Annotated in this window: 20 protein-coding genes and 1 tRNA gene; 13 read left to right on the forward strand and 8 right to left on the reverse strand. The window is 73.2% G+C overall.

Annotation, left to right across the window (positions count from 1 at the left end; translation table 11 throughout):
- Positions 1–418 precede the first annotated feature (418 nt).
- Complete coding sequence (locus tag ACFVIU_RS18355) at positions 419–700, forward strand: HU family DNA-binding protein (protein ID WP_023550134.1); 282 nt, start codon at positions 419–421, stop codon at positions 698–700.
- A gap of 126 nt (positions 701–826) precedes the next feature.
- Here the strand turns inward: ACFVIU_RS18355 and murA are convergent, their stop codons facing one another.
- Complete coding sequence (gene murA, locus ACFVIU_RS18360; RefSeq protein ID WP_385843580.1) at positions 827–2,167, reverse strand: UDP-N-acetylglucosamine 1-carboxyvinyltransferase; 1,341 nt, start codon at positions 2,165–2,167, stop codon at positions 827–829.
- Positions 2,168–2,445: 278 nt separating this feature from the next.
- Between murA and ACFVIU_RS18365 the strand changes: the two genes are divergently transcribed.
- The 8 genes from ACFVIU_RS18365 (at position 2,446) to ACFVIU_RS18400 (ending at position 11,884) form a co-directional block, all read left to right on the forward strand.
- On the forward strand, positions 2,446–3,018 hold the full coding sequence (locus tag ACFVIU_RS18365) for a YqgE/AlgH family protein (protein WP_385843582.1): 573 nt from the start codon (positions 2,446–2,448) through the stop codon (positions 3,016–3,018).
- A 29-nt stretch (positions 3,019–3,047) separates the two neighbouring features.
- Positions 3,048–3,338 carry a DUF3039 domain-containing protein gene (locus tag ACFVIU_RS18370; protein ID WP_093696521.1) on the forward strand — a complete coding sequence of 97 codons (291 nt, stop codon included), beginning with the start codon at positions 3,048–3,050 and terminating at the stop codon, positions 3,336–3,338.
- 189 nt (positions 3,339–3,527) lie between these two features.
- Positions 3,528–5,198, forward strand: a complete 1,671-nt coding sequence (locus tag ACFVIU_RS18375) for a beta-N-acetylhexosaminidase (RefSeq protein WP_385843583.1) — start codon at positions 3,528–3,530, stop codon at positions 5,196–5,198.
- 252 nt (positions 5,199–5,450) lie between these two features.
- On the forward strand, positions 5,451–6,344 hold the full coding sequence (locus tag ACFVIU_RS18380) for an FAD binding domain-containing protein (RefSeq protein ID WP_385843585.1): 894 nt from the start codon (positions 5,451–5,453) through the stop codon (positions 6,342–6,344).
- A complete protein-coding gene (locus ACFVIU_RS18385; protein ID WP_385843586.1) occupies positions 6,341–8,179 on the forward strand; it encodes a 2Fe-2S iron-sulfur cluster-binding protein in 1,839 nt (612 codons plus the stop codon). The genes ACFVIU_RS18380 and ACFVIU_RS18385 overlap by 4 nt, the downstream gene beginning before the upstream one ends.
- Positions 8,176–10,482, forward strand: coding sequence for a xanthine dehydrogenase family protein molybdopterin-binding subunit (locus tag ACFVIU_RS18390; protein ID WP_385843587.1), 2,307 nt, complete (start codon positions 8,176–8,178; stop codon positions 10,480–10,482). The genes ACFVIU_RS18385 and ACFVIU_RS18390 overlap by 4 nt, the downstream gene beginning before the upstream one ends.
- Positions 10,479–10,604, forward strand: a complete 126-nt coding sequence (locus tag ACFVIU_RS18395) for a hypothetical protein (protein ID WP_385843589.1) — start codon at positions 10,479–10,481, stop codon at positions 10,602–10,604. Before ACFVIU_RS18390 ends, ACFVIU_RS18395 begins: the two co-directional genes overlap by 4 nt.
- 122 nt (positions 10,605–10,726) lie before the next feature.
- Positions 10,727–11,884 (forward strand): SUKH-4 family immunity protein, encoded by a 1,158-nt coding sequence (locus tag ACFVIU_RS18400; protein WP_385843590.1) that lies wholly within the window; start codon positions 10,727–10,729, stop codon positions 11,882–11,884.
- Positions 11,885–11,906: 22 nt separating this feature from the next.
- On the opposite strand, the gene ACFVIU_RS18405 is transcribed toward ACFVIU_RS18400, so the two are convergent.
- Positions 11,907–11,981, reverse strand: a tRNA-Cys gene (locus ACFVIU_RS18405).
- A gap of 135 nt (positions 11,982–12,116) precedes the next feature.
- Here ACFVIU_RS18405 and ACFVIU_RS18410 point away from each other — a divergent pair.
- From ACFVIU_RS18410 to ACFVIU_RS18425, 4 genes are all read left to right on the forward strand, one after another.
- Positions 12,117–13,565, forward strand: a complete 1,449-nt coding sequence (locus tag ACFVIU_RS18410) for an MFS transporter (protein WP_385843592.1) — start codon at positions 12,117–12,119, stop codon at positions 13,563–13,565.
- Between the two features lie 148 nt (positions 13,566–13,713).
- Entirely contained in the window at positions 13,714–15,513 is a 1,800-nt protein-coding gene (locus ACFVIU_RS18415; protein ID WP_385843594.1) for a DEAD/DEAH box helicase, read from the forward strand.
- A 293-nt stretch (positions 15,514–15,806) separates the two neighbouring features.
- Entirely contained in the window at positions 15,807–16,448 is a 642-nt protein-coding gene (locus ACFVIU_RS18420; protein ID WP_385843595.1) for an IclR family transcriptional regulator, read from the forward strand.
- Positions 16,449–16,493: 45 nt separating this feature from the next.
- On the forward strand, positions 16,494–17,285 hold the full coding sequence (locus ACFVIU_RS18425; protein WP_385843598.1) for a S16 family serine protease: 792 nt from the start codon (positions 16,494–16,496) through the stop codon (positions 17,283–17,285).
- On the opposite strand, the gene ACFVIU_RS18430 is transcribed toward ACFVIU_RS18425, so the two are convergent.
- From ACFVIU_RS18430 to ACFVIU_RS18455, 6 genes are all read right to left on the reverse strand, one after another.
- Positions 17,282–17,461: a hypothetical protein gene (locus tag ACFVIU_RS18430; RefSeq protein ID WP_385843599.1), complete on the reverse strand. Its 180-nt coding sequence runs from the start codon at positions 17,459–17,461 to the stop codon at positions 17,282–17,284. The genes ACFVIU_RS18425 and ACFVIU_RS18430 overlap by 4 nt on opposite strands.
- Before the next feature lie 11 nt (positions 17,462–17,472).
- On the reverse strand, positions 17,473–18,057 hold the full coding sequence (locus ACFVIU_RS18435; RefSeq protein WP_385843601.1) for an ArsR/SmtB family transcription factor: 585 nt from the start codon (positions 18,055–18,057) through the stop codon (positions 17,473–17,475).
- 106 nt (positions 18,058–18,163) lie between these two features.
- The gene (locus tag ACFVIU_RS18440) at positions 18,164–19,129 is read right to left on the reverse strand and encodes a glycine betaine ABC transporter substrate-binding protein (protein ID WP_385843602.1); all 966 of its coding nucleotides are present in this window, start codon (positions 19,127–19,129) and stop codon (positions 18,164–18,166) included.
- Positions 19,126–20,001 carry an ABC transporter permease gene (locus tag ACFVIU_RS18445; protein ID WP_385843603.1) on the reverse strand — a complete coding sequence of 292 codons (876 nt, stop codon included), beginning with the start codon at positions 19,999–20,001 and terminating at the stop codon, positions 19,126–19,128. Before ACFVIU_RS18445 ends, ACFVIU_RS18440 begins: the two co-directional genes overlap by 4 nt.
- On the reverse strand, positions 19,998–21,245 hold the full coding sequence (locus ACFVIU_RS18450; RefSeq protein WP_385843605.1) for a betaine/proline/choline family ABC transporter ATP-binding protein: 1,248 nt from the start codon (positions 21,243–21,245) through the stop codon (positions 19,998–20,000). The genes ACFVIU_RS18445 and ACFVIU_RS18450 overlap by 4 nt, the downstream gene beginning before the upstream one ends.
- Positions 21,238–21,885 carry an ABC transporter permease gene (locus ACFVIU_RS18455; protein WP_385843606.1) on the reverse strand — a complete coding sequence of 216 codons (648 nt, stop codon included), beginning with the start codon at positions 21,883–21,885 and terminating at the stop codon, positions 21,238–21,240. Before ACFVIU_RS18455 ends, ACFVIU_RS18450 begins: the two co-directional genes overlap by 8 nt.
- Between the last annotated feature and the right edge of the window lie 12 nt (positions 21,886–21,897).

Consider the following 21,897-nt stretch of genomic DNA (forward strand, 5'->3'; position numbering starts at 1 on the left):
GACGTGGTCGGCGAGGACGAGCTGAACCCGAACTACATCATCCCCAGCGTCTTCAACGACAAGGTCGCGGGCGCCGTCGCCGGAGCCGTCCGCGAGGCCGCGAAGGCGGCGGGCGCGACCGTCTAGCGGGCACGTGCGTCAGCGGGCAGGGGCTGTGAGGATCACCACGGCAGCTCCTGCTTCGGCGCGTCGTGCAACCGGCGGTTGCCGTACGCCCTCTAGTGTGGCGACGATCAGGCGCTTTTCGTGTGACTCCCCAGGGTGTTCTCACGACTCCTACGGGTGCCGGATTGGCTTTCCCGCCGCAGGTAGGGGCAGGATGCGTCCCTGGGCGCGAGCGCATCGGCATCGCAGTGCCTACTATGCGGCCCTGCCGCTTGGCACACCCCAACGGCAAGAAAAACACGGGAGTAACAACATGAACCGCAGTGAGCTGGTGGCCGCGCTGGCCGACCGCGCCGAGGTGACCCGCAAGGACGCCGACGCCGTGCTGGCCGCGTTCGCCGAGACCGTCGGCGAGATCGTCGCCAAGGGCGACGAGAAGGTCACCATCCCCGGCTTCCTGACCTTCGAGCGCACCCACCGTGCCGCTCGCACCGCGCGCAACCCGCAGACCGGCGAGCCGATCAACATCCCCGCCGGCTACAGCGTGAAGGTCACCGCGGGCAGCAAGCTCAAGGAAGCGGCCAAGGGCAAGTAAGCGCTCCGCTTCGAGCGCTCAGGTCACCGGAGCGCCGGTTCGCCGAGCGCCGTGCGTGACCGAAGACGTCGAAAGGGCGGCCCCCTCAGCGCGAGGGAGGCCGCCCTTCTGGCGTTTTCGTGGGGGTCAGCCGAGCGCCTTGCCCGGGAGCTCCACCTTCGCGCCGAGTTCCACGAGCTTCTCCATGAAGTTCTCGTAGCCGCGGTTGATCAGGTCGATGCCGTGGACCCGGGACGTGCCCTCCGCCGCCAGAGCCGCGATGAGGTACGAGAAGCCGCCCCGCAGGTCGGGGATGACCAGGTCGGCGCCCTGGAGCTTGGTCGGGCCGGAGACGACCGCGGAATGCAGGAAGTTCCGCTGGCCGAAGCGGCAGTCGGAGCCGCCCAGGCACTCGCGGTAGAGCTGGATGTGCGCGCCCATCTGGTTGAGGGCCGAGGTGAAGCCGAGGCGCGACTCGTAGACCGTCTCGTGGATGATGGACAGCCCGGTGGCCTGGGTGAGGGCCACGACCAGCGGCTGCTGCCAGTCGGTCTGGAAACCGGGGTGCACGTCCGTCTCCAGCGCGATGGACTTCAGCTGGCCGCCGGGGTGCCAGAAGCGGATGCCCTCGTCGTCGATCTCGAAGGCGCCGCCCACCTTGCGGTAGGTGTTCAGGAACGTCATCATCGAGCGCTGCTGGGCGCCGCGGACGTAGATGTTGCCGTTGGTGGCGAGCGCGGCGGACGCCCAGGAGGCGGCCTCCAGGCGGTCCGAGAGGGCCCGGTGGGTGTAGCCGCCGAGCTTTTCCACACCGGTGATGCGGATCGTCCGGTCGGTGTCCATCGCGATGATCGCGCCCATCTTCTGCAACACGCAGATGAGGTCCTCGATCTCCGGCTCGACGGCCGCGTTGGACAGCTCGGTGACGCCCTCGGCCAGGACGGCCGTGAGCAGCACCTGCTCGGTCGCGCCGACCGACGGGTAGGGCAGCCGGATCTTCGTGCCGCGCAGGCCCTTCGGGGCCTCCAGGTACTGGCCGTCGGCGCGCTTCTCGATGGTCGCGCCGAACTGCCGCAGCACGTCGAAGTGGAAGTCGATCGGCCGGCCGCCGATGTCGCAGCCGCCGAGGCCCGGGATGAAGGCGTGGCCGAGACGGTGCAGCAGGGGGCCGCAGAACAGGATCGGGATCCGGCTGGAACCCGCGTGGGCATCGATGTCAGCGACGTTGGCGCTCTCGACGTACGTCGGGTCGAGCACCAGCTCGCCGGGTTCCTCGCCCGGACGGACCGTCACTCCGTGCAACTGGAGCAGGCCGCGGACGACCCGGACGTCACGGATGTCGGGAACGTTGCGCAGTCGGCTCGGACCGCTGCCCAGCAGGGCTGCGACCATGGCCTTCGGCACGAGGTTCTTCGCACCGCGGACACGGATCTCGCCCTCCAGCGGGGTTCCGCCGTGGACAAGCAGGACATCGTCGTTGACGGTCATGAATCTCGCGTTCCGATGAGTTGGTCAGGGGCCGGCCGATCACTGTGCGCAGGGGCCGGAGAGACAGGGTAATCGCCGATCACCCTCCGGTCGTAAGCCCGAGGACCAACCAGCCATGTCATAGCTGTGTCACAACACGAACGGTTCCTTATCGGGCACATGGGGTCACCGGAATCCCGTGTGCGCCCGGGGTGCCTCCCCGCGCCCTGAGCTGCGGCCCCCTGAATGCCCCCGGATGGGCTCCCCACCGCGGGGCAAGATGCGGGATCATGTCTGGCATGACCGAGGTGTCCTCGCTCACAGGGCGGCTGCTCGTGGCCACGCCCGCCCTGGCGGACCCCAACTTCGACCGCGCGGTGGTGCTCCTCCTCGACCACGACGAGGAGGGCTCCCTCGGTGTCGTCCTCAACCGCCCCACCCCGGTGGACGTCGGCGACATCCTGGAGGGCTGGGCCGATCTCACCGGCGAGCCCGGTGTCGTCTTCCAGGGCGGCCCCGTCTCGCTGGACTCGGCGCTGGGCGTCGCGGTCATCCCGGGCGGCGCGCAGGAGGACCACGCCCCGCTGGGCTGGCGGCGGGTGCACGGCGCGATCGGGCTGGTCGACCTGGAGGCCCCGCCGGAACTGCTCGCCTCCGCCCTCGGCTCGCTGCGGATCTTCGCCGGGTACGCCGGCTGGGGCCCGGGCCAGCTGGAGGACGAACTGGTCGAGGGCGCGTGGTACGTGGTCGAGTCGGAGCCCGGGGACGTCTCCTCGCCGGCCCCCGAGCGGCTCTGGCGGGAGGTGCTGCGCCGCCAGCGCAACGAGCTGGCGATGGTGGCGACGTACCCGGACGACCCTTCGCTCAACTGATGCGTGTGAGCTTCAGTACCCTTGGCGACATGAGCACTCTCGAGCCCGAGCGCGGGACTGGTACGGGAACCCTCGTAGAGCCGACGCCACAGGTGTCCCACGGCGACGGCGACCACGAGCGCTTCGCCCACTACGTCCAGAAGGACAAGATCATGGCGAGCGCCCTCGACGGCACCCCCGTCGTGGCGCTCTGCGGCAAGGTCTGGGTGCCGGGCCGTGACCCGAAGAAGTACCCCGTGTGCCCCATGTGCAAGGAGATCTACGAGTCCATGGGCAGCGGCGGCGACGACAAGGGCAAGGGCAAGGGCGGCGACAAGTAGCGGTCTCCCCTCGGCCGGAGGTGTCCGGCCGGTCCAGGTTTCCGAGGCCCCCGGGACGCGTCAGGTGTGCGTCCCGGGGGCCTTTGCGCGCGTGCGGCGCGAAGTGGTTCAGACCTCTTGTCGCGGGGGTGCGGGGTCCGTAGTGTCCCCGCCGACACGAAAAGCCCCCGGGACCGAAGGGCCGATGCCATGAGCGACCGCAGCCGCTTCCCGGAACCCGAGGTGGCGCTGATCCCGGCGCCCGCCCGGGTCACGGCCTCGCTGCCCGGCGGCGGCACCGGGTTCGTCCTGGACGCCGGCACCGAGATCGAGGCCGGCGAGGGCACCGAGCGGGTCGCCCGCTGGCTGCGCGCGACCGTCGGCGCGGCGACCGGGCTGCCCCTCGCACCGCACCGCGACAGCGGCTCGCGCGTCCTGCTGCGGATCATCCCCTCGCTCGCGGACGAGCTGGGCGGCGACGAGGGCTACCGGCTGTGCGCCGACGGGTATCTCGTCGCCATCGACGGCGCGAGCGAGACCGGCCTGTTCTGGGGCGCGCAGACCTTCCGGCAGCTGCTCGGGCCGGAGGCCTTCCGGCGCGCCCCGGTCTCCGGGCGGCGACAGTGGGAGGTCCCCGCCGTCACCGTGCACGACGCGCCCCGCTTCGGCTGGCGCGGGCTGCTGCTCGACGTCGCCCGGCACTTCATGCCCAAGGACGGCGTGCTGCGCTACCTGGACCTGATGGCCGCGCACAAACTCAACGTCTTCCACTTCCATCTGACGGACGACCAGGGCTGGCGCATCGAGATCAAGCGCCATCCGAAACTGACCGAAACCGGCTCCTGGCGGGCGCGGACGAAATTCGGCCACCGGGCCTCACCGCTGTGGGAGGAGAAGCCGCACGGCGGTTACTACACCCAGGACGACATCCGGGAGATCGTCGCCTACGCCGCCGAGCGGCACATCACCGTCGTCCCGGAGATCGACGTACCGGGACATTCACAGGCCGCCATCGCCGCGTACCCGGAACTCGGCAACACCGACGTCGTCGACACCACCGCCCTCTCCGTCTGGGACACCTGGGGGATCTCCGCCAACGTACTGGCTCCCACCGACACCACCCTGCGGTTCTACGAGGGGGTGTTCGAGGAAATCCTGGAACTGTTCCCTTCACGGTTCATCCACGTCGGCGGCGACGAGTGCCGCAAGGACCAGTGGCGCGACTCGGTGACCGCCAAGACCCGCATGGCCGCCCTCGGGCTCGCCGACGAGGACGAGCTCCAGTCCTGGTTCGTCCGGCACTTCGACAGCTGGCTCACCGCGCGCGGGCGGCGGCTCATCGGCTGGGACGAGATCCTGGAGGGCGGCCTCGCCCCGGGCGCCGCGGTCTCCTCCTGGCGCGGATACGGCGGTGGCGTCGCGGCCGCGCGCGCGGGGCACGACGTCGTGATGTGCCCGGAGCAATTCGTGTATCTGGATCATCGTCAGGCCCCCGGCGACGACGAACCGGTGCCCATCGGCTTTGTGCGCACCCTGGAGGACGTCTACCGGTTCGAGCCCGTCCCGGACGGCCTTTCCGAGGCGGAGGCCGCGCGGGTGCTGGGCACCCAGGCCAACGTGTGGACCGAGGTCCTGGAGGACAGCGCGCGCGTGGACTACCAGGCCTTCCCACGGCTCGCGGCCTTCGCCGAGGTGGCCTGGAGCCGGCTGCCCGCCCCGGCGGACCGGGACTTCGCCGGCTTCGAGCGCCGTATGGCCGCCCACTACGCACGGCTCGACGCCCTGGGCGTCGGCTACCGGCCACCCGCCGGGCCCCGGCCGTGGCAGAGGCGCCCCGGGGTGCCCGGCCGCCCGATCGAGGGACCGCCGCCGCACAGGTGACCGGTGATTCCGGTTGCTCGAACAGGTGGGGAAAAAGACCCCAAGTGTCACCGAAGAGTGGCAATCGGAACGCACCGGTGATGCCGTGTGAAACCGGACCAACTCCCCGATGAGGTGGGCGAACGCCTCCTGGTGGACCCCCGCGTTCGGGCCTCGCGAAGATGTGCCAGAGTTGCCACGTCCGCCCTGTCAGCACGTACCGTACGGCAACACAGGCGGGACCAGGTGGGGCAGCGGGAAGGGGCAGCCGGTTTGACCACGCACGCACCGCAGGCGGCGCAGGCCGTCACGCTGCCCACGACGCTGGACGAGGCGGTGGCGGCCCTCGCCGCCATGCCCGCCGCGGTCCCCGTCGCGGGCGGCACCGACCTCATGGCCGCCGTCAACTCCGGCCAGCTCAGGCCCGCCGCGCTGGTGGGGCTCGGGCGGATCAGCGAGATCCGCGGCTGGCAGTACCAGGACGGCCACGCACTGCTCGGCGCGGGCCTCACGCACGCGCGGATGGGCCGCCCCGACTTCGCGGCCCTGATCCCGGCGCTCGCCGCCGCCGCGCGCGCGGCCGGCCCCCCGCACATCCGCAACGCGGGCACCCTGGGCGGCAACATCGCCTCGGCCGCCCCCACCGGTGACGCGCTGCCCGTGCTCGCCGCCCTGGAGGCGACGGTGATCGTCGCGGGCGCGGGCGGGGCCCGCCGGGAGATCCCCGTCTCGCACCTGCTGGCCGGCGTGGACATGCTGCGCGGCGGTGAACTCATCGGCTTCGTGCGGGTACCGCTGCTGCACGCCCCGCAGGTCTTCCTGAAGGCGACCGGACGCACCGGCCCGGGCCGCGCGCTGGCCTCCGTGGCCCTCGTCCTGGACCCGGCGCGGCGCGGGGTGCGGTGCGCGGTCGGTGCCATAGCGCCGATGCCGCTGCGGCCGCTGGAGGCCGAGCAGTGGGTCGCGCGGCTCATCGACTGGGACAACGACCGCGCGCTGGTCCCGGAGGCCCTCCAGGCCTTCGGCGAGTACGTCGCCGCGGCCTGCATCCCCGACCCGGCACCGGAACCGGACGGCACCGTCACCCCGCTGCCGCCCGCCGTACTGCACCTGCGGCGCACCGTCGCCGCGCTGGCCCGACGAGCACTGGGGAGGGCGCTGTCGTGACCGACGACCAGCACGCAGAGGGCACGTCCCAGGGCGGCGGCCGCTGGGACCCGCTGCCCCAGGGCGACTACGACGACGGCGCCACCGCCTTCGTCAAGCTCCCCGAGGGCGGCATCGACGCCCTGCTGGCCGGCGACAGCCCGCTGGCCGCACCGGGCCACGGCTATGTGCCGCCGCGGATAACACCCGGCCACGCCGACGCCGCCCCGGCTGCCTGGCCCGCGCCCGAGGCCGCCCAGTGGCCAGACCCGGGCACCCCGCAGAGCCAGGCCCACGGGCAGCCCGAGGCGCAGCCGCCGGGCGCGGACGACCGGTTCACCTACCACCCCGGCGCCACCCAGCACTGGACCTTCGAGGAGCCCGCGGCCCCGGCCGCGCCGGGGCACGACGTCACCGGTCAGTGGTCCATCCCGGTCGCGGGCGGCGACCTCCCCGACGAGTCGGGCGAGTACACCACCTCCTCGCTGGTCGAGCAGTGGGGCGGGACCCCGCCGGCCACCCTGCCCGGCGGCGCGCCGGCCCCCTGGGCGACGGACGGCACGGGCCACTCCTGGGGCCACCCGGCGGGCGACACCGCGGCACCGGAGGCGTACGGGCACACGCCCGAGGAGCAGTACGGGCACCCGGTCCCCGGCCCGGGTGACACGCTCGGCGGCGCGGACCCGGCGGAACACGCGGAACAGGCGGACGGCTCCGGCGAGTTCGCCGTACCCACGGAGCAGCACACCGAGTACGCCGCCCCCGCCGAGCAGCACACCGAGCCCGCCGAGCAGCACGCAGAGCCCGTCGCCGACCCGGCCGCCGTGCACGCGCCCGCCGACGCCCACGCCCCGGTCGACGCCCATGCCCCCGCGCAGGCCCCCGAAGGCCCCGCAGACGCCCCCGCGGGCCACGAGGAGCCCGCGCCGCACGCCGCCGTACCGGAGGCCGCCGACGAGGCGACCGGGGGAGCGGACGGGGCGGCGGCCGGAGAAGCCGGCGAGGCGCACGAGGCCGACGCGGCCGCCGCCGACGCCGCGGATCTCCCCGCGCACCCGGAGCCGGAGCCGGAGGCGCCCGCAGCGGAAACCGACGCGGACGCCGCCGTACCCCTGCCGCCGCACGACGACCACCCCCTCGCCTCCTACGTCCTGCGGGTCAACGGCGCCGACCGGCCCGTCACCGACGCCTGGATCGGCGAGTCGCTGCTGTACGTGCTGCGCGAGCGGCTCGGGCTCGCCGGCGCCAAGGACGGCTGCTCGCAGGGCGAGTGCGGAGCCTGCAACGTCCAGGTGGACGGCCGGCTGGTCGCCTCCTGCCTGGTCCCGGCGGTCACCGCGGCCGGCAGCGAGGTGCGCACGGTCGAGGGCCTGGCCGTCGACGGGCACCCCTCCGACGTGCAGCGCGCGCTCGCCCGCTGCGGTGCCGTCCAGTGCGGCTTCTGCGTGCCCGGCATGGCGATGACCGTGCACGACCTGCTGGAGGGCAACCCCGCGCCCACCGAGCTGGAGACCCGGCAGGCCCTGTGCGGCAACCTGTGCCGCTGCACCGGCTACCGGGGGGTGCTGGACGCCGTCCAGGAGGTCGTCGCCGAACGCGAGGCCGCCCACGCCGGCACCGGGACGGACACGGACGAGGCGCGCATCCCGCACCAGGCGGGCCCCGGCGCCGGTGGCGTCAACCCGTCGGCGTTCGAGGCGCCCGGCGCCTTCGACCCCCCGAAGACCGCCGCACCCGGCGGGTATCCGGAGCCGCACGGCGGCTACGCCGACACGCCCGCCTACGGCACCCCGGGACCGCAGGACCCGAACCCATCGCACGACCCGCACTACGGCCAGGACGGAGGCCAGGGGTGAGCAACGAAGCCGGCATCGCGACCACCACCGCGGACCCCGCCCCCGCCGCCGAGCCCGCGCCGCACGGCCTCGGCGCCTCGCTGCCGCACGCCGACGCCCGCGCCAAGACCGAGGGCACCTTCCCGTACGCGGCCGACCTGTGGGCCGAGGGCCTGCTGTGGGCGGCCGTGCTGCGCTCCCCGCACGCGCACGCGCGCATCGTCTCCATCGACACCACGCATGCGCGGGAGATGCCCGGCGTACGGGCCGTCATCACGCACGAGGACGTCCCCGGCACCCCGCGCCACGGCCGGGGCACGCCGGACCGGCCGGTGTTCGCCTCCGACGTCGTACGCCACCACGGCGAGCCCATCGCCGCCGTGGCCGCCGACCACCCGGACACCGCGCGGATGGCGGCGGCGGCGGTCATCGTCGAGTACGAGGTGCTCGAGCCGGTGACCGACCCGGAGCACGCCTTCGAGGCCGAGCCGTTGCACCCGGACGGGAACCTGATCCGGCACATCCCGCTGCACCACGGCGACCCGGCGGCGACCGGCGAGACCGTGGTCGAGGGCCTGTACCGGATCGGCCGCCAGGACCCGGCGCCCATCGGCGCCGAGGCCGGACTCGCCGTACCGCGGCCCGACGGGGGTGTCGAGCTGTACCTGGCCTCCACCGACCCGCACACCGACCGCAACACGGCCGCCGCCTGCTACGGGCTGCCGCCGGAGCGGGTGAAGATCGTGGTCACCGGGGTGCCCGGCGCCACCGCCGACCGCGAGGACCAGGGCTTCCAGCTGCCGCTCGGGCTGCTCGCGCTCAAGACCGGCTGCCCGGTGAAGCTCACGGCGACCCGCGAGGAGTCCTTCCTCGGCCACGCCCACCGCCATCCGACGCTGCTCAGGTACCGCCACCACGCGGACGCCGAGGGCAAGCTGGTCAAGGTGGAGGCGCAGATCCTGCTCGACGCGGGCGCGTACGCCGACACCTCCGCCGAGGCGCTGGCCGCCGCCGTCTCCTTCGCGTGCGGCCCGTACGTCGTGCCGAACGCGTTCATCGAGGGCTGGGCCGTGCGCACCAACAACCCGCCCTCCGGCCATGTCCGCGGCGAGGGCGCCATGCAGGTGTGCGCGGCCTACGAGGCGCAGATGGACAAGCTGGCGAAGAAGCTGGGCCTGGACCCGGCCGAGCTGCGGCTGCGCAACGTCCTCGCGACCGGGGACGTCCTGCCGATCGGCCAGACGGTCACCTGCCCGGCGCCGGTCGCCGAACTCCTCCAGGCCGTCCGCGACTTCCCGCTCCCCGAGCTGCCCAAGGACACCCCCGAGGAGGAGTGGCTGCTGCCCGGCGGCCCCGAGGGCGCGGGCGAGCCGGGCGCGGTCCGGCGGGGCGTCGGCTACGGCCTGGGCATGGTGCACATGCTCGGCGCGGAGGGCGCCGACGAGGTGTCCACCGCGACCGTCAAGGTGCACGACGGCGTGGCGACCGTGCTGTGCGCGGCCGTGGAGACCGGCCAGGGCTTCACCACCCTGGCCCGGCAGATCGTCCAGGAGACCCTCGGCGTCGAGGAGGTCCACGTCGCCCCGGTCGACACCGACCAGCCGCCGGCGGGCGCGGGCTGCCGGGGCCGGCACACCTGGGTGTCGGGCGGCGCGGTGGAGCGGGCCGCGAAGATGGTCCGCACGCAGCTCCTCCAGCCGCTGGCGCACACCTTCGGCATGTCCACCGAGCTGCTCCAGATCTCCGACGGCAAGATCACGTCGTACGACGGGGTGCTGTCGACCACCGTCGCCGAGGCGATGGAGGGCAAGGAGCTGTGGGCCACGGCCCAGTGCCGGCCGCACCCGACCGAGCCGCTGGACGCGGCCGGCCAGGGTGACGCCTTCGTCGGGCTCGCCTTCTGCGCGATCCGCGCGGTGGTGGACGTCGACGTCGAGCTGGGCTCGGTGCGGGTGGTGGAGCTGGCGGTCGCCCAGGACGTCGGCCGGGTGCTCAACCCGGCCCAGCTGGCGGCCCGGATCGAGGCGGGCGTCACCCAGGGGGTCGGTATCGCGCTCACCGAGAACCTGCGCACCCCGCGCGGACTGATCCGCCACCCCGACCTCACCGGATACGCGCTGCCGACCGCCCTGGACGCGCCGGACATCCGGATCGTCAAGCTGGTCGAGGAGCGGGACGTGGTCGCCCCGTTCGGCGCCAAGTCGGTCAGCGCGGTGCCGGTGGTGACCGCACCGGCGGCCATCGCCTCCGCCGTCCGCGCGGCCACCGGCCGCCCGGTCAACCGTCTCCCGATCCGACCCCAGGCCGCGGTGGTGACCCAGTGAGCAGCCCGCAGGACGAACCCCGTTACGAACCCCCGCCCAGCATCGGCAAGCTGGTGGTGTGGGTCCTGGTCTTCGTACTGGCGGCCCTGGCCGTCGTCCTCGGCGGGATCTACTTCACCTGACCCGCGGGCAACGCCCCGGGGCCGTCCTCCGTCCTTCTCCGTGCGGGCCGTTGTCAGTGGGGCGGCGTAGTGTGCTGAAGCGAGGGAGCACCTGCCCGTACGGGGAAGATCGCGGGGGAGCGATGAGTACGACCGATGCCGGGGTCACGGCCATCACGCTGACCGAGGCGGAGCTGGGCCGCCATGTCACCCATGCGCCGACCCGCGGTCTGCTCACCGGCCCCGGACTGCCGCCGGGCGCCGACCTGGTGACCTTCTCCCCGCTGCGCGACAGCGGGCTGCGCAGACTCGCCGACGCCACGGAGGGGCCGTTCCGGGTGGCGGAGGAGCTGCGCGACCGCCTGGTGATCGGTGAACTCCTGCACCCCGCCGGCATGGCCCGCGAGTCGGTGCTGCTCGACGGCGACACCGGCGAGCTGACCACGGCGTGCCTCGTCGGGCCGCCCGCCCCGCGCCCCTTCGCCCCCTCCCTGGACACGCTGCTGGGGTTCGCCGCGGTCACCGAGGAACTCGCCGGGCTGCGCGGCCGGTTCGCCTCCCTCGCCGGGCGGTACGGCCTGGCGGTGGCGGCCGAGGCGACGCGCCGGCTGCTCGCCCTGTTCGCGGAGGGCGCGGACGGCTCGGTCCCGCCGTACTGGAAGGCGGCGGCCCTGATCCGCCCGCTCGCCCTCGCCGCCGGGCCGGGCACCGGCTCCGGCCTCACCCTGGACGTCCCGGCCCGGCTGCTGGACCAGGAGTTCGGGCACGGCCGGGTGGCCCGGTTCGAGGAGGTCGACGTGCCGGTCACGCTCACCCACGAGCCGACGCGCCGGTTCCTGCGCGAGACGGGTCTGCCCGAGGAGGCGGCGGTCTTCCGCACCGACCCGGACGCCCCGCTGCGGACCCTGCGGGAGTACGTCACCGAGGAGGGGACGGACCACCCGCTGGCCGAACTGCCCGCGCACTGCGACCACCTGGTCCGCGTCGGCGGGCTGACCGGGGGCAACAGCCTGGTGGTCGACGGCAGGACGGGCGCGGTGCTGACCTTCGGCGAGCCGGAGGCGACGCTCTCCCCGCTCAACACCGATGTCTCCACGCTCGCGTTCACGCTGTGGCTGCTGCACCACGAGCGCACCATCGACGAGCACCTGGGCCACGAACTGACGACGGCCGCCTACGACCACCTGGCCGCCGCCATGCTCCACACGCTGGCGGCCGTCGACCCCACCGGCACCCTGCCGGCCACCGGCTGGCACTACTGGACGGAGCTGTTCCAGGACGAGACGGGCGGGGCGCTCTGAGGAACGCCCCGCCCGGTTCGCGTGGAGGCCGTGGCGGGATTCGAACCCACGTAACTCGAGTTGCAGTCGAGCCCCTGAACCACTCGGGCACACGGCCGTGCTGATGGAACGACCGTAGGGCGGCGCGGGGGAGGGGCTCAAGGGAAGCCGGGCCCCTGCAACGGGACTGCCATACGCCGTTCACACAGCGGGACAGCTGTCATATGCCGTTGTGCGCCTTACGCTGGCGGCCATGAGTGCCCTGGAATCCCCTGACGCCGTCGCCGCGGACCGGTCCGCCGAGCCGGACGGCGGCGTGCTGAGTGCGGCCTACCGGGCCCTCAGTGTCGGGATCGTCTCCGTCGTCGTACTGATCGCCTTCGAGGCGACCGCCGTCGGCACCGCGATGCCCGTCGCGGCGCGGGAGCTGCACGGAGTGGCGCTCTACGCGTTCGCGTTCTCCGGGTACTTCACGACCAGCCTCTTCGGGATGGTGCTCGCCGGCCAGTGGTCCGACCGGAGGGGCCCGCTGGGCGCGCTCACCACCGGCATCGGCGCCTTCGCGGCGGGGCTGGTGGTCGCCGGGACCGCCCGGGCGATGTGGGTGTTCATCCTCGGCCGGGCCGTGCAGGGGCTCGGCGGCGGGCTGGTGATCGTCGCCCTGTACGTCGTCGTCGGCCGCGCCTACCCGGAACGGCTCCGGCCCGCGATCATGGCGTCCTTCGCCGCGGGCTGGGTGGTGCCCTCCATCGTCGGCCCGCTCGCCTCCGGCGCCGTGACCGAGCACCTGGGCTGGCGCTGGGTCTTCCTCGGCATCCCGGTCCTGGTCGTGCTCCCCCTGGCGCTCGCCCTGCCGCAGATACGCCGGCGGGCCGCGGGCCCGGTGGCGGGCGGCGGCGCGGGGCCCGCCGCCTTCGACGGGCGCCGCATCCGGCTCGCCCTCGCGATCTCCCTCGGCGCCGGGCTCGTCCAGTACGCCGCCCAGGACCTGCGCCCGCTCTCCCTGCTCCCCGGTCTGGCCGGCGCCGCGCTGCTCGTGCCCGCCGTGCTCGGGCTGCTCCCGCGCGGCACCTACCGGGCGGCGCGCGGCCTGCCGTCCGTGGTGCTGCTGCGCGGGCTGTCCGCGGGGTCGTACATCGCCGCCGAGTCCTTCGTCCCGCTGATGCTGGTCACCCAGCGCGGGCTGTCGCCGACGCTCGCCGGGTTCTCGCTGGCGGCGGGCGGCGGCACCTGGGCGCTGGGCTCGTGGGTGCAGTCCCGGCCGCGCATGGCGCCGTACCGGGAGCGGCTGATGACCGTGGGGATGGTGCTGGTCGCCGCCGCGATCGCCGCCGCGCCCGCGGTGCTCGTGCCCTCCGTGCCGGTCTGGAGCACCGCCGTCGCCTGGGGTGTCGGCTGCTTCGGCATGGGCCTGGTGATCTCCTCCACCAGCGTGCTGCTGCTCCGGCTGTCCGCCCCCGAGGAGGCCGGCGCCAACTCCGCGGCCCTCCAGATCTCCGACGCGCTGTCCGACGCGGTCCTCCTCGCGGCCACCGGGGCGGCCTTCGCGGCGCTGGGCGGCGGCAGCGTGACGTCCGCCACGGCGGGCGCGGCCGGGCCGGCGGGCGGCGGCCATCCCGCGGCGTTCGCGGCCGTCTTCCTGCCCATGGCGGCGGTCGCCCTGGTGGGGGCCTGGGTGACCCGGCGGCTGCACGCCCGGTGAGCCCGCGCCCCGGCCGGCCGAGGGCGGGGACGGGTGCTGTGACGTGAGTCCCACCCGGGGGCGACCCGGGCTCGTTCGCGCGTCGACGGGGGCGGGCCGCCGGTAGGGTGGCCCGGTTGCCCTCCCATTCGACCCTCGTACGGAGACCGTGACTACCACCGCCGCCACCTCCACGCACTCCCACCACCTGTCGCCGGCCTTCCCGGGCCGGGCCCCCTGGGGCACCGCCAGCAAGCTGCGTGCCTGGCAGCAGGGAGCGCTCGAGAAGTACGTACAGGAGCAGCCGCGCGACTTCCTCGCCGTGGCCACGCCCGGCGCCGGCAAGACGACCTTCGCGCTGACCCTCGCCTCCTGGCTGCTGCACCACCATGTCGTGCAGCAGATCACCGTGGTCGCGCCCACCGAGCACCTGAAGAAGCAGTGGGCCGAGGCCGCCGCACGGATAGGGATCAAGCTCGACCCCGAGTACAGCGCCGGGCCGCTCGGCCGGGAGTACGACGGCGTCGCCGTCACCTACGCCGGTGTCGGCGTCCGGCCCATGCTGCACCGCAACCGTGTCGAGCAGCGCAAGACGCTCGTCATCCTCGACGAGATCCACCACGCCGGCGACTCCAAGTCCTGGGGCGAGGCCTGCCTGGAGGCGTTCGAGCCCGCCACGCGCCGGCTCGCCCTCACCGGTACGCCCTTCCGCTCCGACACCAACCCCATCCCCTTCGTGACGTACGAGGAGGACAACGCCGGCATCCGGCGGTCCGCCGCCGACTACACCTACGGGTACGGGTCCGCCCTGTCGGACGGCGTCGTCCGGCCGGTGATCTTCCTCAGCTACAGCGGCAACATGCGCTGGCGCACCAAGGCCGGCGACGAGATCGCCGCCCGGCTCGGCGAGCCGATGACCAAGGACGCGGTCAGCCAGGCCTGGCGGACCGCGCTCGATCCGCGCGGCCAGTGGATGCCGAGCGTGCTGCGCGCCGCCGACCAGCGGCTGACCGAGGTCCGCAAGGCGATCCCGGACGCGGGCGCGCTCGTCATCGCCTCCGACCAGGACTCCGCCCGCGCCTACGCCAAGCTGATCCGGGAGATCACCGGTGACCGGGCCACGCTGGTGCTGTCCGACGACGCCGGCGCCTCGAAGCGGATCGACGAGTTCAGCGCCTCGACGGACCGCTGGATGGTCGCGGTGCGCATGGTGTCCGAGGGCGTCGACGTGCCCCGGCTCGCGGTCGGCGTGTACGCCACCACCATCTCCACCCCGCTGTTCTTCGCGCAGGCCGTCGGGCGTTTCGTGCGGTCCCGGCGGCGCGGCGAGACCGCGTCCGTGTTCCTGCCGACCGTGCCCGACCTGCTGACCTTCGCCAACGAGATGGAGAAGGAGCGGGACCACGCCCTCGACAAGCCGAAGAAGGAGGGCGAGGAGGACCCGTACGCCGAATCCGAGAAGGAGATGGAGGAGGCGAACAAGCAGCAGGACGAGGACACCGGCGAGCAGGACATGCTGCCCTTCGAGGCGCTGGAGTCCGACGCCGTCTTCGACCGGGTGCTCTACGACGGTGCCGAGTTCGGTATGCAGGCGCACCCGGGGAGCGAGGAGGAGCAGGACTACCTCGGCATCCCGGGGCTGCTGGAGCCGGAGCAGGTGCAGCTGCTGCTCCAGAAGCGGCAGGCCCGGCAGATCGCGCACAGCCGTAAGAAGCCGGACACCGAGGCGGATCTGCTGGAGCTGCCCGCCGAGCGGCGGCCGGTGGTCACGCACAAGGAGCTGATGGAGCTGCGCAAGCAGCTCAACACCATGGTCGGTGCGTACGTCCACCAGAGCGGCAAGCCGCACGGGGTGATCCACACCGAGCTGCGCCGGGTCTGCGGAGGGCCGCCCAGCGCCGAGGCCACGGCGGGGCAGCTGCGGCAGCGGATCGCCAAGGTGCAGGAGTGGGCCACGCGCATGCGGTGACAGGTGGGGAGTTCCTGGGGGGTGGCCGTATCCGGACGAAGTGCGGCAGGCCGGATATCGCCTTGCCCGGATTCTGGACGAACACTTCCGCTGAGCGAACTGCCTTCGCTACTGTCCCGCTACGCACACGCCCCGTGGCAGCGCCGCCGCGGAGCGCAGCCGTGAAGCGACTTGGTCCGGAGCCGCCGGGCCGTCCTGCCGATCGGCGGCCTCTGAAGCGCGTCGCCGACGGGACTCGGTGACGCATCGACCGCTCGGGGGTCGCCGGCCTCACCACCAAAGGAGTGGGCGTCGTGACCGCGGAGACCTCTCAGACGCTCGACCGGGGACTGCGCGTCCTCAAGCTGCTGGCCGATACGGACCACGGGCTGACCGTCACCGAGTTGTCCAACAAACTGGGCGTGAACCGGACCGTCGTGTACCGGTTGCTCGCCACCCTGGAGCAGCACGCTCTGATCCGGCGCGACCTGGGCGGGCGAGCCCGGGTCGGGCTGGGGGTGCTGCGGCTGGGCCGCCAGGTGCATCCGCTGGTGCGCGAGGCCGCGCTGCCCGCCCTGCGCTCGCTGGCGGAGGACATCGGTGCGACGGCACACCTGACGCTCGTGGACGGCGCCGAGGCGCTGGCCGTGGCGGTCGTGGAGCCGACCTGGACGGACTACCACGTGGCGTACCGGGCCGGGTTCCGGCATCCGCTGGACCGTGGTGCCGCGGGCCGGGCGATCCTGTCCGCACGGCAGTCGCCGCCCGAGGGCCCGGGGTACACGCTGACCCACGGTGAGCTGGAGACCGGCGCCAGCGGGGCCGCTGCGCCGCTCGTCGGCGTCACCGGCGTCGAGGGCAGTGTGGGCGTGGTGATGCTGGCGGACACCGTCCCGGAGAAGGTGGGGCAGCGGGTGATGGAAGCGGCCCGCGAGGTCGCCGAGGCGCTGCGCTGAGCCGCTGCCCCCGGCTCCGGCCGGGGTGTCACGTAGATTGATCCCGTGCTCTCACGTCTCACGCGTTCCCAGGCCGTCGCCGTCTGCGCCGTACCCGTCGTGGCCCTGATCGCCACGGCGCTGTTCGCTCCGCTGCCGTTCTCGGTGGCGCAGCCCGGGATGACGGCGAACGTGCTCGGCGAGAACCAGGGCACCCCGGTGATCACCGTCTCGGGGACGCCGGCCCGGAAGACCAGCGGCCAGCTGCGGATGGTCACCATCGAGGCGACCGGGCCGGACACCCGGGTCTCCCTCGGTGACGTCCTCGGCAACTGGTTCCGCACCGACCGGGCCGTGATGCCCCATGACGCGGTCTACCCGAGCGGTCAGAACGTCAAGGAGATCGAGCAGCACAACGCGGCGCAGATGAAGCAGTCCCAGGACGCGGCGACCCAGGCGGCGCTGAAGTACCTCGGGCTGAGCCCCGACAAGGTCAAGGTCACGCTGAAGCTCGCCGACGTGGGCGGGCCGAGCGCGGGCCTGCTGTTCACCCTGGGGATCATCGACAGGCTGGACGGCGACGGCACCGGCGGCGACCTCACGGGCGGCCGGAACATCGCCGGTACCGGCACCATCGACGCCGACGGCAGGGTCGGCGCGGTCGGCGGGGTGGCCCTGAAGACACAGGCCGCCCGGCGGGACGGGGCCACCGTCTTCCTGGTGCCGAAGGCGGAGTGCTCCGACGCCCGCGCCGAGCTGCCGAAGGGCCTGCGGCTGATCCCGGTCACCACGCTGAAGAGCGCGGTCGACTCCCTGGTCTCCCTGGAAAAGGGCAAGGGCCCGATCCCGAGCTGCTAGGCCGGCACCGCCGCCGGCCGCTGCGCGGCCAGCCGCAGGCCGAGTTCGACCAGGGTCCAGCCGACCCGGGCGCGCAGTTCGACAGCGGGCCGGGCCTCGGTGGCGAGCCGGTGGGCGGCGGCCTGTTCCCGCAGGCCGGCGGTGTGCTGCTGGGCGAGCCGGATCTGGGTGTGCATGGCTGAACCTCTCAGTCGGTGTCGATGGGGAACAGGTGCGTGTGGATCCGTACGTGCTCGGCTCCGGGGGCGTCCGGGTCCGTGAGGCGGTCCCGGTAGTCGTCGACCAGGGCGTGCAGCTTCCGGGTCAGCTCGGCGGCCAGCTCGGGGGTGAGCCGCAGCGTCATGTCGCTCATGTCGGCGCCACGCGCCCAGGCGTCCCCCCAGCTGTCCCGTGAGCCGAGCCAGGCGGACAGCTCGCGGGTGTGCCGGCTCGCGATCTCCTGGAGGAACATCTCGGCCATTCCCCGGACTTCGGGGCCGGCGTCCTCGAAGTCCTCGGTGTCGAAGACGAGTCCCTGGTCCACCGCCCGCCACCAGCGCTCCCGGCCCTTGCCGTGCTCCGGGGCGTCCTCGACGAAGCCGTGGGCGGCCAGCTGGCGCAGGTGGTAGCTGGTGGCGCCGCTGGACTCGCCCAGCCGCTCGGCCAGTCGGGAGGCCGTGGCGGGGCCGTGGTGGCGCAGGGTGTCCAGCAGCTGGATCCGCAGCGGATGGGCGAGCCCGCGCAGTGAACGGGCGTCCAGCCGGCGGTGCTTGCGTTCGTCGTGCTCCGTCATGCGTACAAAGTAGCTATGCAAAGGCTCCTTTGCAACGCTTTCTTTGCATCGGGTTCTTTGCGTCAGGCCTTCTGTGTCGGCCCGCGCAACTCCCGCCCGACGCCCCCTACTTCACGAACCCCTCCTTCCTCATCCAGTCCAGGGCCACCTGGTGCGGGTCCTGGCCCGAGACGTCCACCTGGGCGTTCAGGGTGCGGGCCACCGTGTTGTCCAGCTTGGCGGTGATGGGGGCCAGGATCTGCGCGATGGCCGGCCACTTCTTCAGAGTCGCCGAGTTGATCTCGGGGGCCGCGTTGTAGTGGGGGAAGAACGTGCGGTCGTCCTCCATCACCGCGAGGTTCATGGAGCTGATCCGCCCGTCGGTGGTGAAGACCTCCCCGTACGCGCAACTCCCCTTGCGCACCTGGGTGTAGATGATCCCGGTGTCCATCTGGGTGACGTTCCGCGCGGGCACGGCCATGCGGTACGCCTTCTCCATGCCGGGCAGGCCGTCCGCGCGGTTGGCGAACTCGCCCTCCACGCACAGGGTCACCGCGTCCGGCCGCTTCGCCGCCAGGTCCGCCACGGCCGACAGGGTCCTGGTGCCGTACTTCTCGAAGTTCGCCCGGTTCATGGCGAGCGCGTAGGTGTTGTCCAGCCGGGACGGCGGCAGCCAGGTCAGCCCGTCGCGCAGATCGGCCGTACGCACCGCCTCCCACTGCCGCCGCGGATCGGAGATCGGCTCGGCGTTGCCCTGGTAGGTGATCCAGGCGGTGCCCGTGTACTCGTACATGGCGTCCGCGTCCCCGTTGCGCACCGCCTCCCGTGCCCCGAACGACCCCTGGATCCCGGTCCGGTCCAGCACGTCCGCCCCGGCCGCCTGGAAGGCGATCCCCATCACCGCGCCCAGGATCAGGTTCTCGGTGAAGGACTTGGAGGTGACCGTGAGCCGGGCGCCGGCCAGCGGCCGGCCCGCGCCGACCGTGCCCGGCCGCACGTCGTCCGTCATCGGGGAGCCGCTGGTCAGCCCGCAGCCCCCGGCCGCCGGTACGAGGAGCAGCGCGGCCAGCAGAGCCGTCGTACGGCGGCTCATGTGCCCGCCTCCAGCCCCCGCGGCCGCAGCATCACCTCTGCCAGCGCGGCCAGCCAGTCCACCAGCAGCGCCAGCGCCACGGTGAGGACCGAGCCCAGCACCAGCACCGGCATGCGCTGGTTGGTGATGCCGGTGGTGATCAGCACGCCCAGGCCGCCGCCTCCGCCGAAGGCCGCCAGGGTCGCCGTACCGACGTTCAGGACCAGGGCCGTACGGACGCCCGCGAGGATCAGCGGGACGGCGAGGGGGAGTTCCACCCGGGCCAGCACGCCGAGCGGGGACATGCCGATGCCGCGGGCCGCCTCCAGCAGGGTCGGGTCGTTGGCCTTCAGTCCGGCGATGGTGTTGGCGAGGACCGGCAGGATCGCGTAGACGACGATGCCGATGAGGGCCGCCTTCATGCCCGTGCCCAGCCAGATCACCAGCAGGGCGAGCAGACCGATCGCCGGGGTCGCCTGGCCGGTGTTGGCGAGGGCCAGGGCCACCGGGGTGGCCCGGCGCAGCGGCCGCCGGGTGAGCAGCACGCCCAGCGGGATCGCGATGACCAGTACGAAGAAGGTGGAGATCACCGTCAGTTCGATGTGCTGCCACAGCGCCTTGGAAACCTGGCCGCCGGACAGCGCGTTGCGCGAGATCGGGTCCAGGTCCGCCTGCCGGAACCACAGCCAGGTGGCGAGGAGCAGGGCGGTCAGGAAGGCGGGCAGGAACGTGAGCCGCTGCCAGGTCGGCCGGCGGGCGGGCGGCCGCGGCCGCGGGGGCGGCGACGGGGCCCGCTGCCCCGCCTCACCCGGTCCCGCCTCGCCCTCTTCCGCCTCGCGGATCACGAGTGCCTCGGCCTCGTGCCCGTCCTCGGGCCGCAGTCCGGCGCTCACGCCCGCTCCTCCGCCGGCCCGTGCCCCTCCTGGTCGAAGTGGGTCTGCTGGGCGCGGGCCTCCTCCAGCCCGGCCTGCGCCTCCATGGCCTCCAGCCGGTCGGCCTCGAGCAGCTCGTGCACCGAGTTCATGAGCGTCTCCATGTCGACCACGCCGATGTACTCGCCGCGCCGCCCGGTCACCGCGACCCGGCCCGCGTTGTCGGTCAGCACCGCCTCCAGCGCGTCCCGCAGGGTCGCGTCCCGGGTCACCGTGTCGTGCACGAGCGTGCCCGCGCGGGCCAGCGAGCCCCGGGCCCGCATCAGATCGCCGCGCCGCAGCCACTTGTACGGCCGGCCGCGCGGGTCGAGCAGCAGGATCTCGTTGGTGCCGCCGGCGCGCAGCGAGCCGAAGATCTGCTGGAGCGGGGTGTCCACCGTCACCGTCGGGTACTCCCGCACCTCCACGTCCCGCACCCGGGTCAGGTTCAGCCGCTTCAGGGCGGCGCCCGCGCCGACGAACCCGGAGACGAAGTCGTCGGCCGGGTTGGTGAGGATCGCCTCCGGGGTGTCGAACTGGGCGATCCGGGAGCGTTCGCGCAGGACGGCGATCCGGTCGCCCAGCTTGATCGCCTCGTCGAAGTCGTGGGTGACGAACACGATCGTCTTGTGCAGCTCGTGCTGGAGCCGGATCAGCTCGTCCTGGAGATGGTCGCGGGTGATCGGGTCGACCGCGCCGAACGGCTCGTCCATCAGCAGCACCGGGGGGTCGGCGGCGAGCGCCCGGGCCACGCCGACCCGCTGCTGCTGGCCGCCGGAGAGCTGGCGCGGATAGCGGCCGTGGAACTCGCCCGGGTCCAGCCCGACGAGGTCGAGCATCTCCTCCACCCGCGCCCGGATCCGGGACTTGGGCCAGCCGGTCATCCGGGGCACCAGGGCGATGTTCTGGGCGACGGTCAGATGCGGGAACAGGCCCGAGGACTGGATGGCGTACCCGACCTTGCGGCGCAGCCGCACCGGGTCGATGCCGGTGACGTCCTCGCCGTTGATCCGGATCCGGCCGCCGGTCGGCTCGATCAGCCGGTTGATCATCTTGAGGGTGGTGGACTTGCCGCAGCCGGACGGGCCGACGAAGACGACCGTCTCGCCCGCCTTGATCTCCATGCTCACGTTGTCCACGGCCGGCTGCGCGCTGCCCGGGTACCGCTTGGACAGGTTCTCCAGCTCGATGGTGGCCCCCGCGACCGAGGGCGCCGACTCAGCCACGGATCCCCCTCGGAATGGTCAGCCGTCCGATCAGGACGTAGGCGGCGTCGAAGAGCAGCGCGAGGACGATGATCCCGAGGGTGCCCGCGAGCACCTGGTTCAGCGCGTTCCGGCTGCCCAGGGAGGCCAGTCCGCGGAAGATCTCGTTGCCGAGGCCGGGCCCGGAGGCGTACGCGGCGATCGCGGCGATGCCCATCAGCATCTGCGTGGCGACCCGGATGCCGGTCAGGATGGGCGGCCAGGCCAGCGGCAGCTCGACCCGCACCAGCCGCATCGGCCGGGACATCCCGATGCCCCGTGCCGCGTCCACCAGCGCGGGATCCACCCCGCGTAGCCCCACGATCGCGTTCCGCACCACCGGCAGCAGCCCGTACAGGGTCAGCGCGATCACGGTGGGTGGCACGCCCAGGCCGACGACCGGGACCAGCAGTCCGATCATGGCGAGGGAGGGGACGGTGAGGATCGTCGCGGTGGCGGTGGTGGCGAGGCTGCCCGCCCAGTCGCTGCGGTAGGTGACGACCGCGAGCAGCACCCCGAGGAGGGTCGCCAGGACCATGCACTGGAAGACCGCGCTGGCGTGCTGGAAGGCGTCGGTGAGCAGCTGCTCGTGCCGGTTGGCCAGATACTCCCAGAAGGTCACCCGCGCTCACCT

Source organism: Streptomyces sp. NPDC127190 (genome assembly GCF_042672505.1).
Taxonomy (GTDB): domain Bacteria; phylum Actinomycetota; class Actinomycetes; order Streptomycetales; family Streptomycetaceae; genus Streptomyces.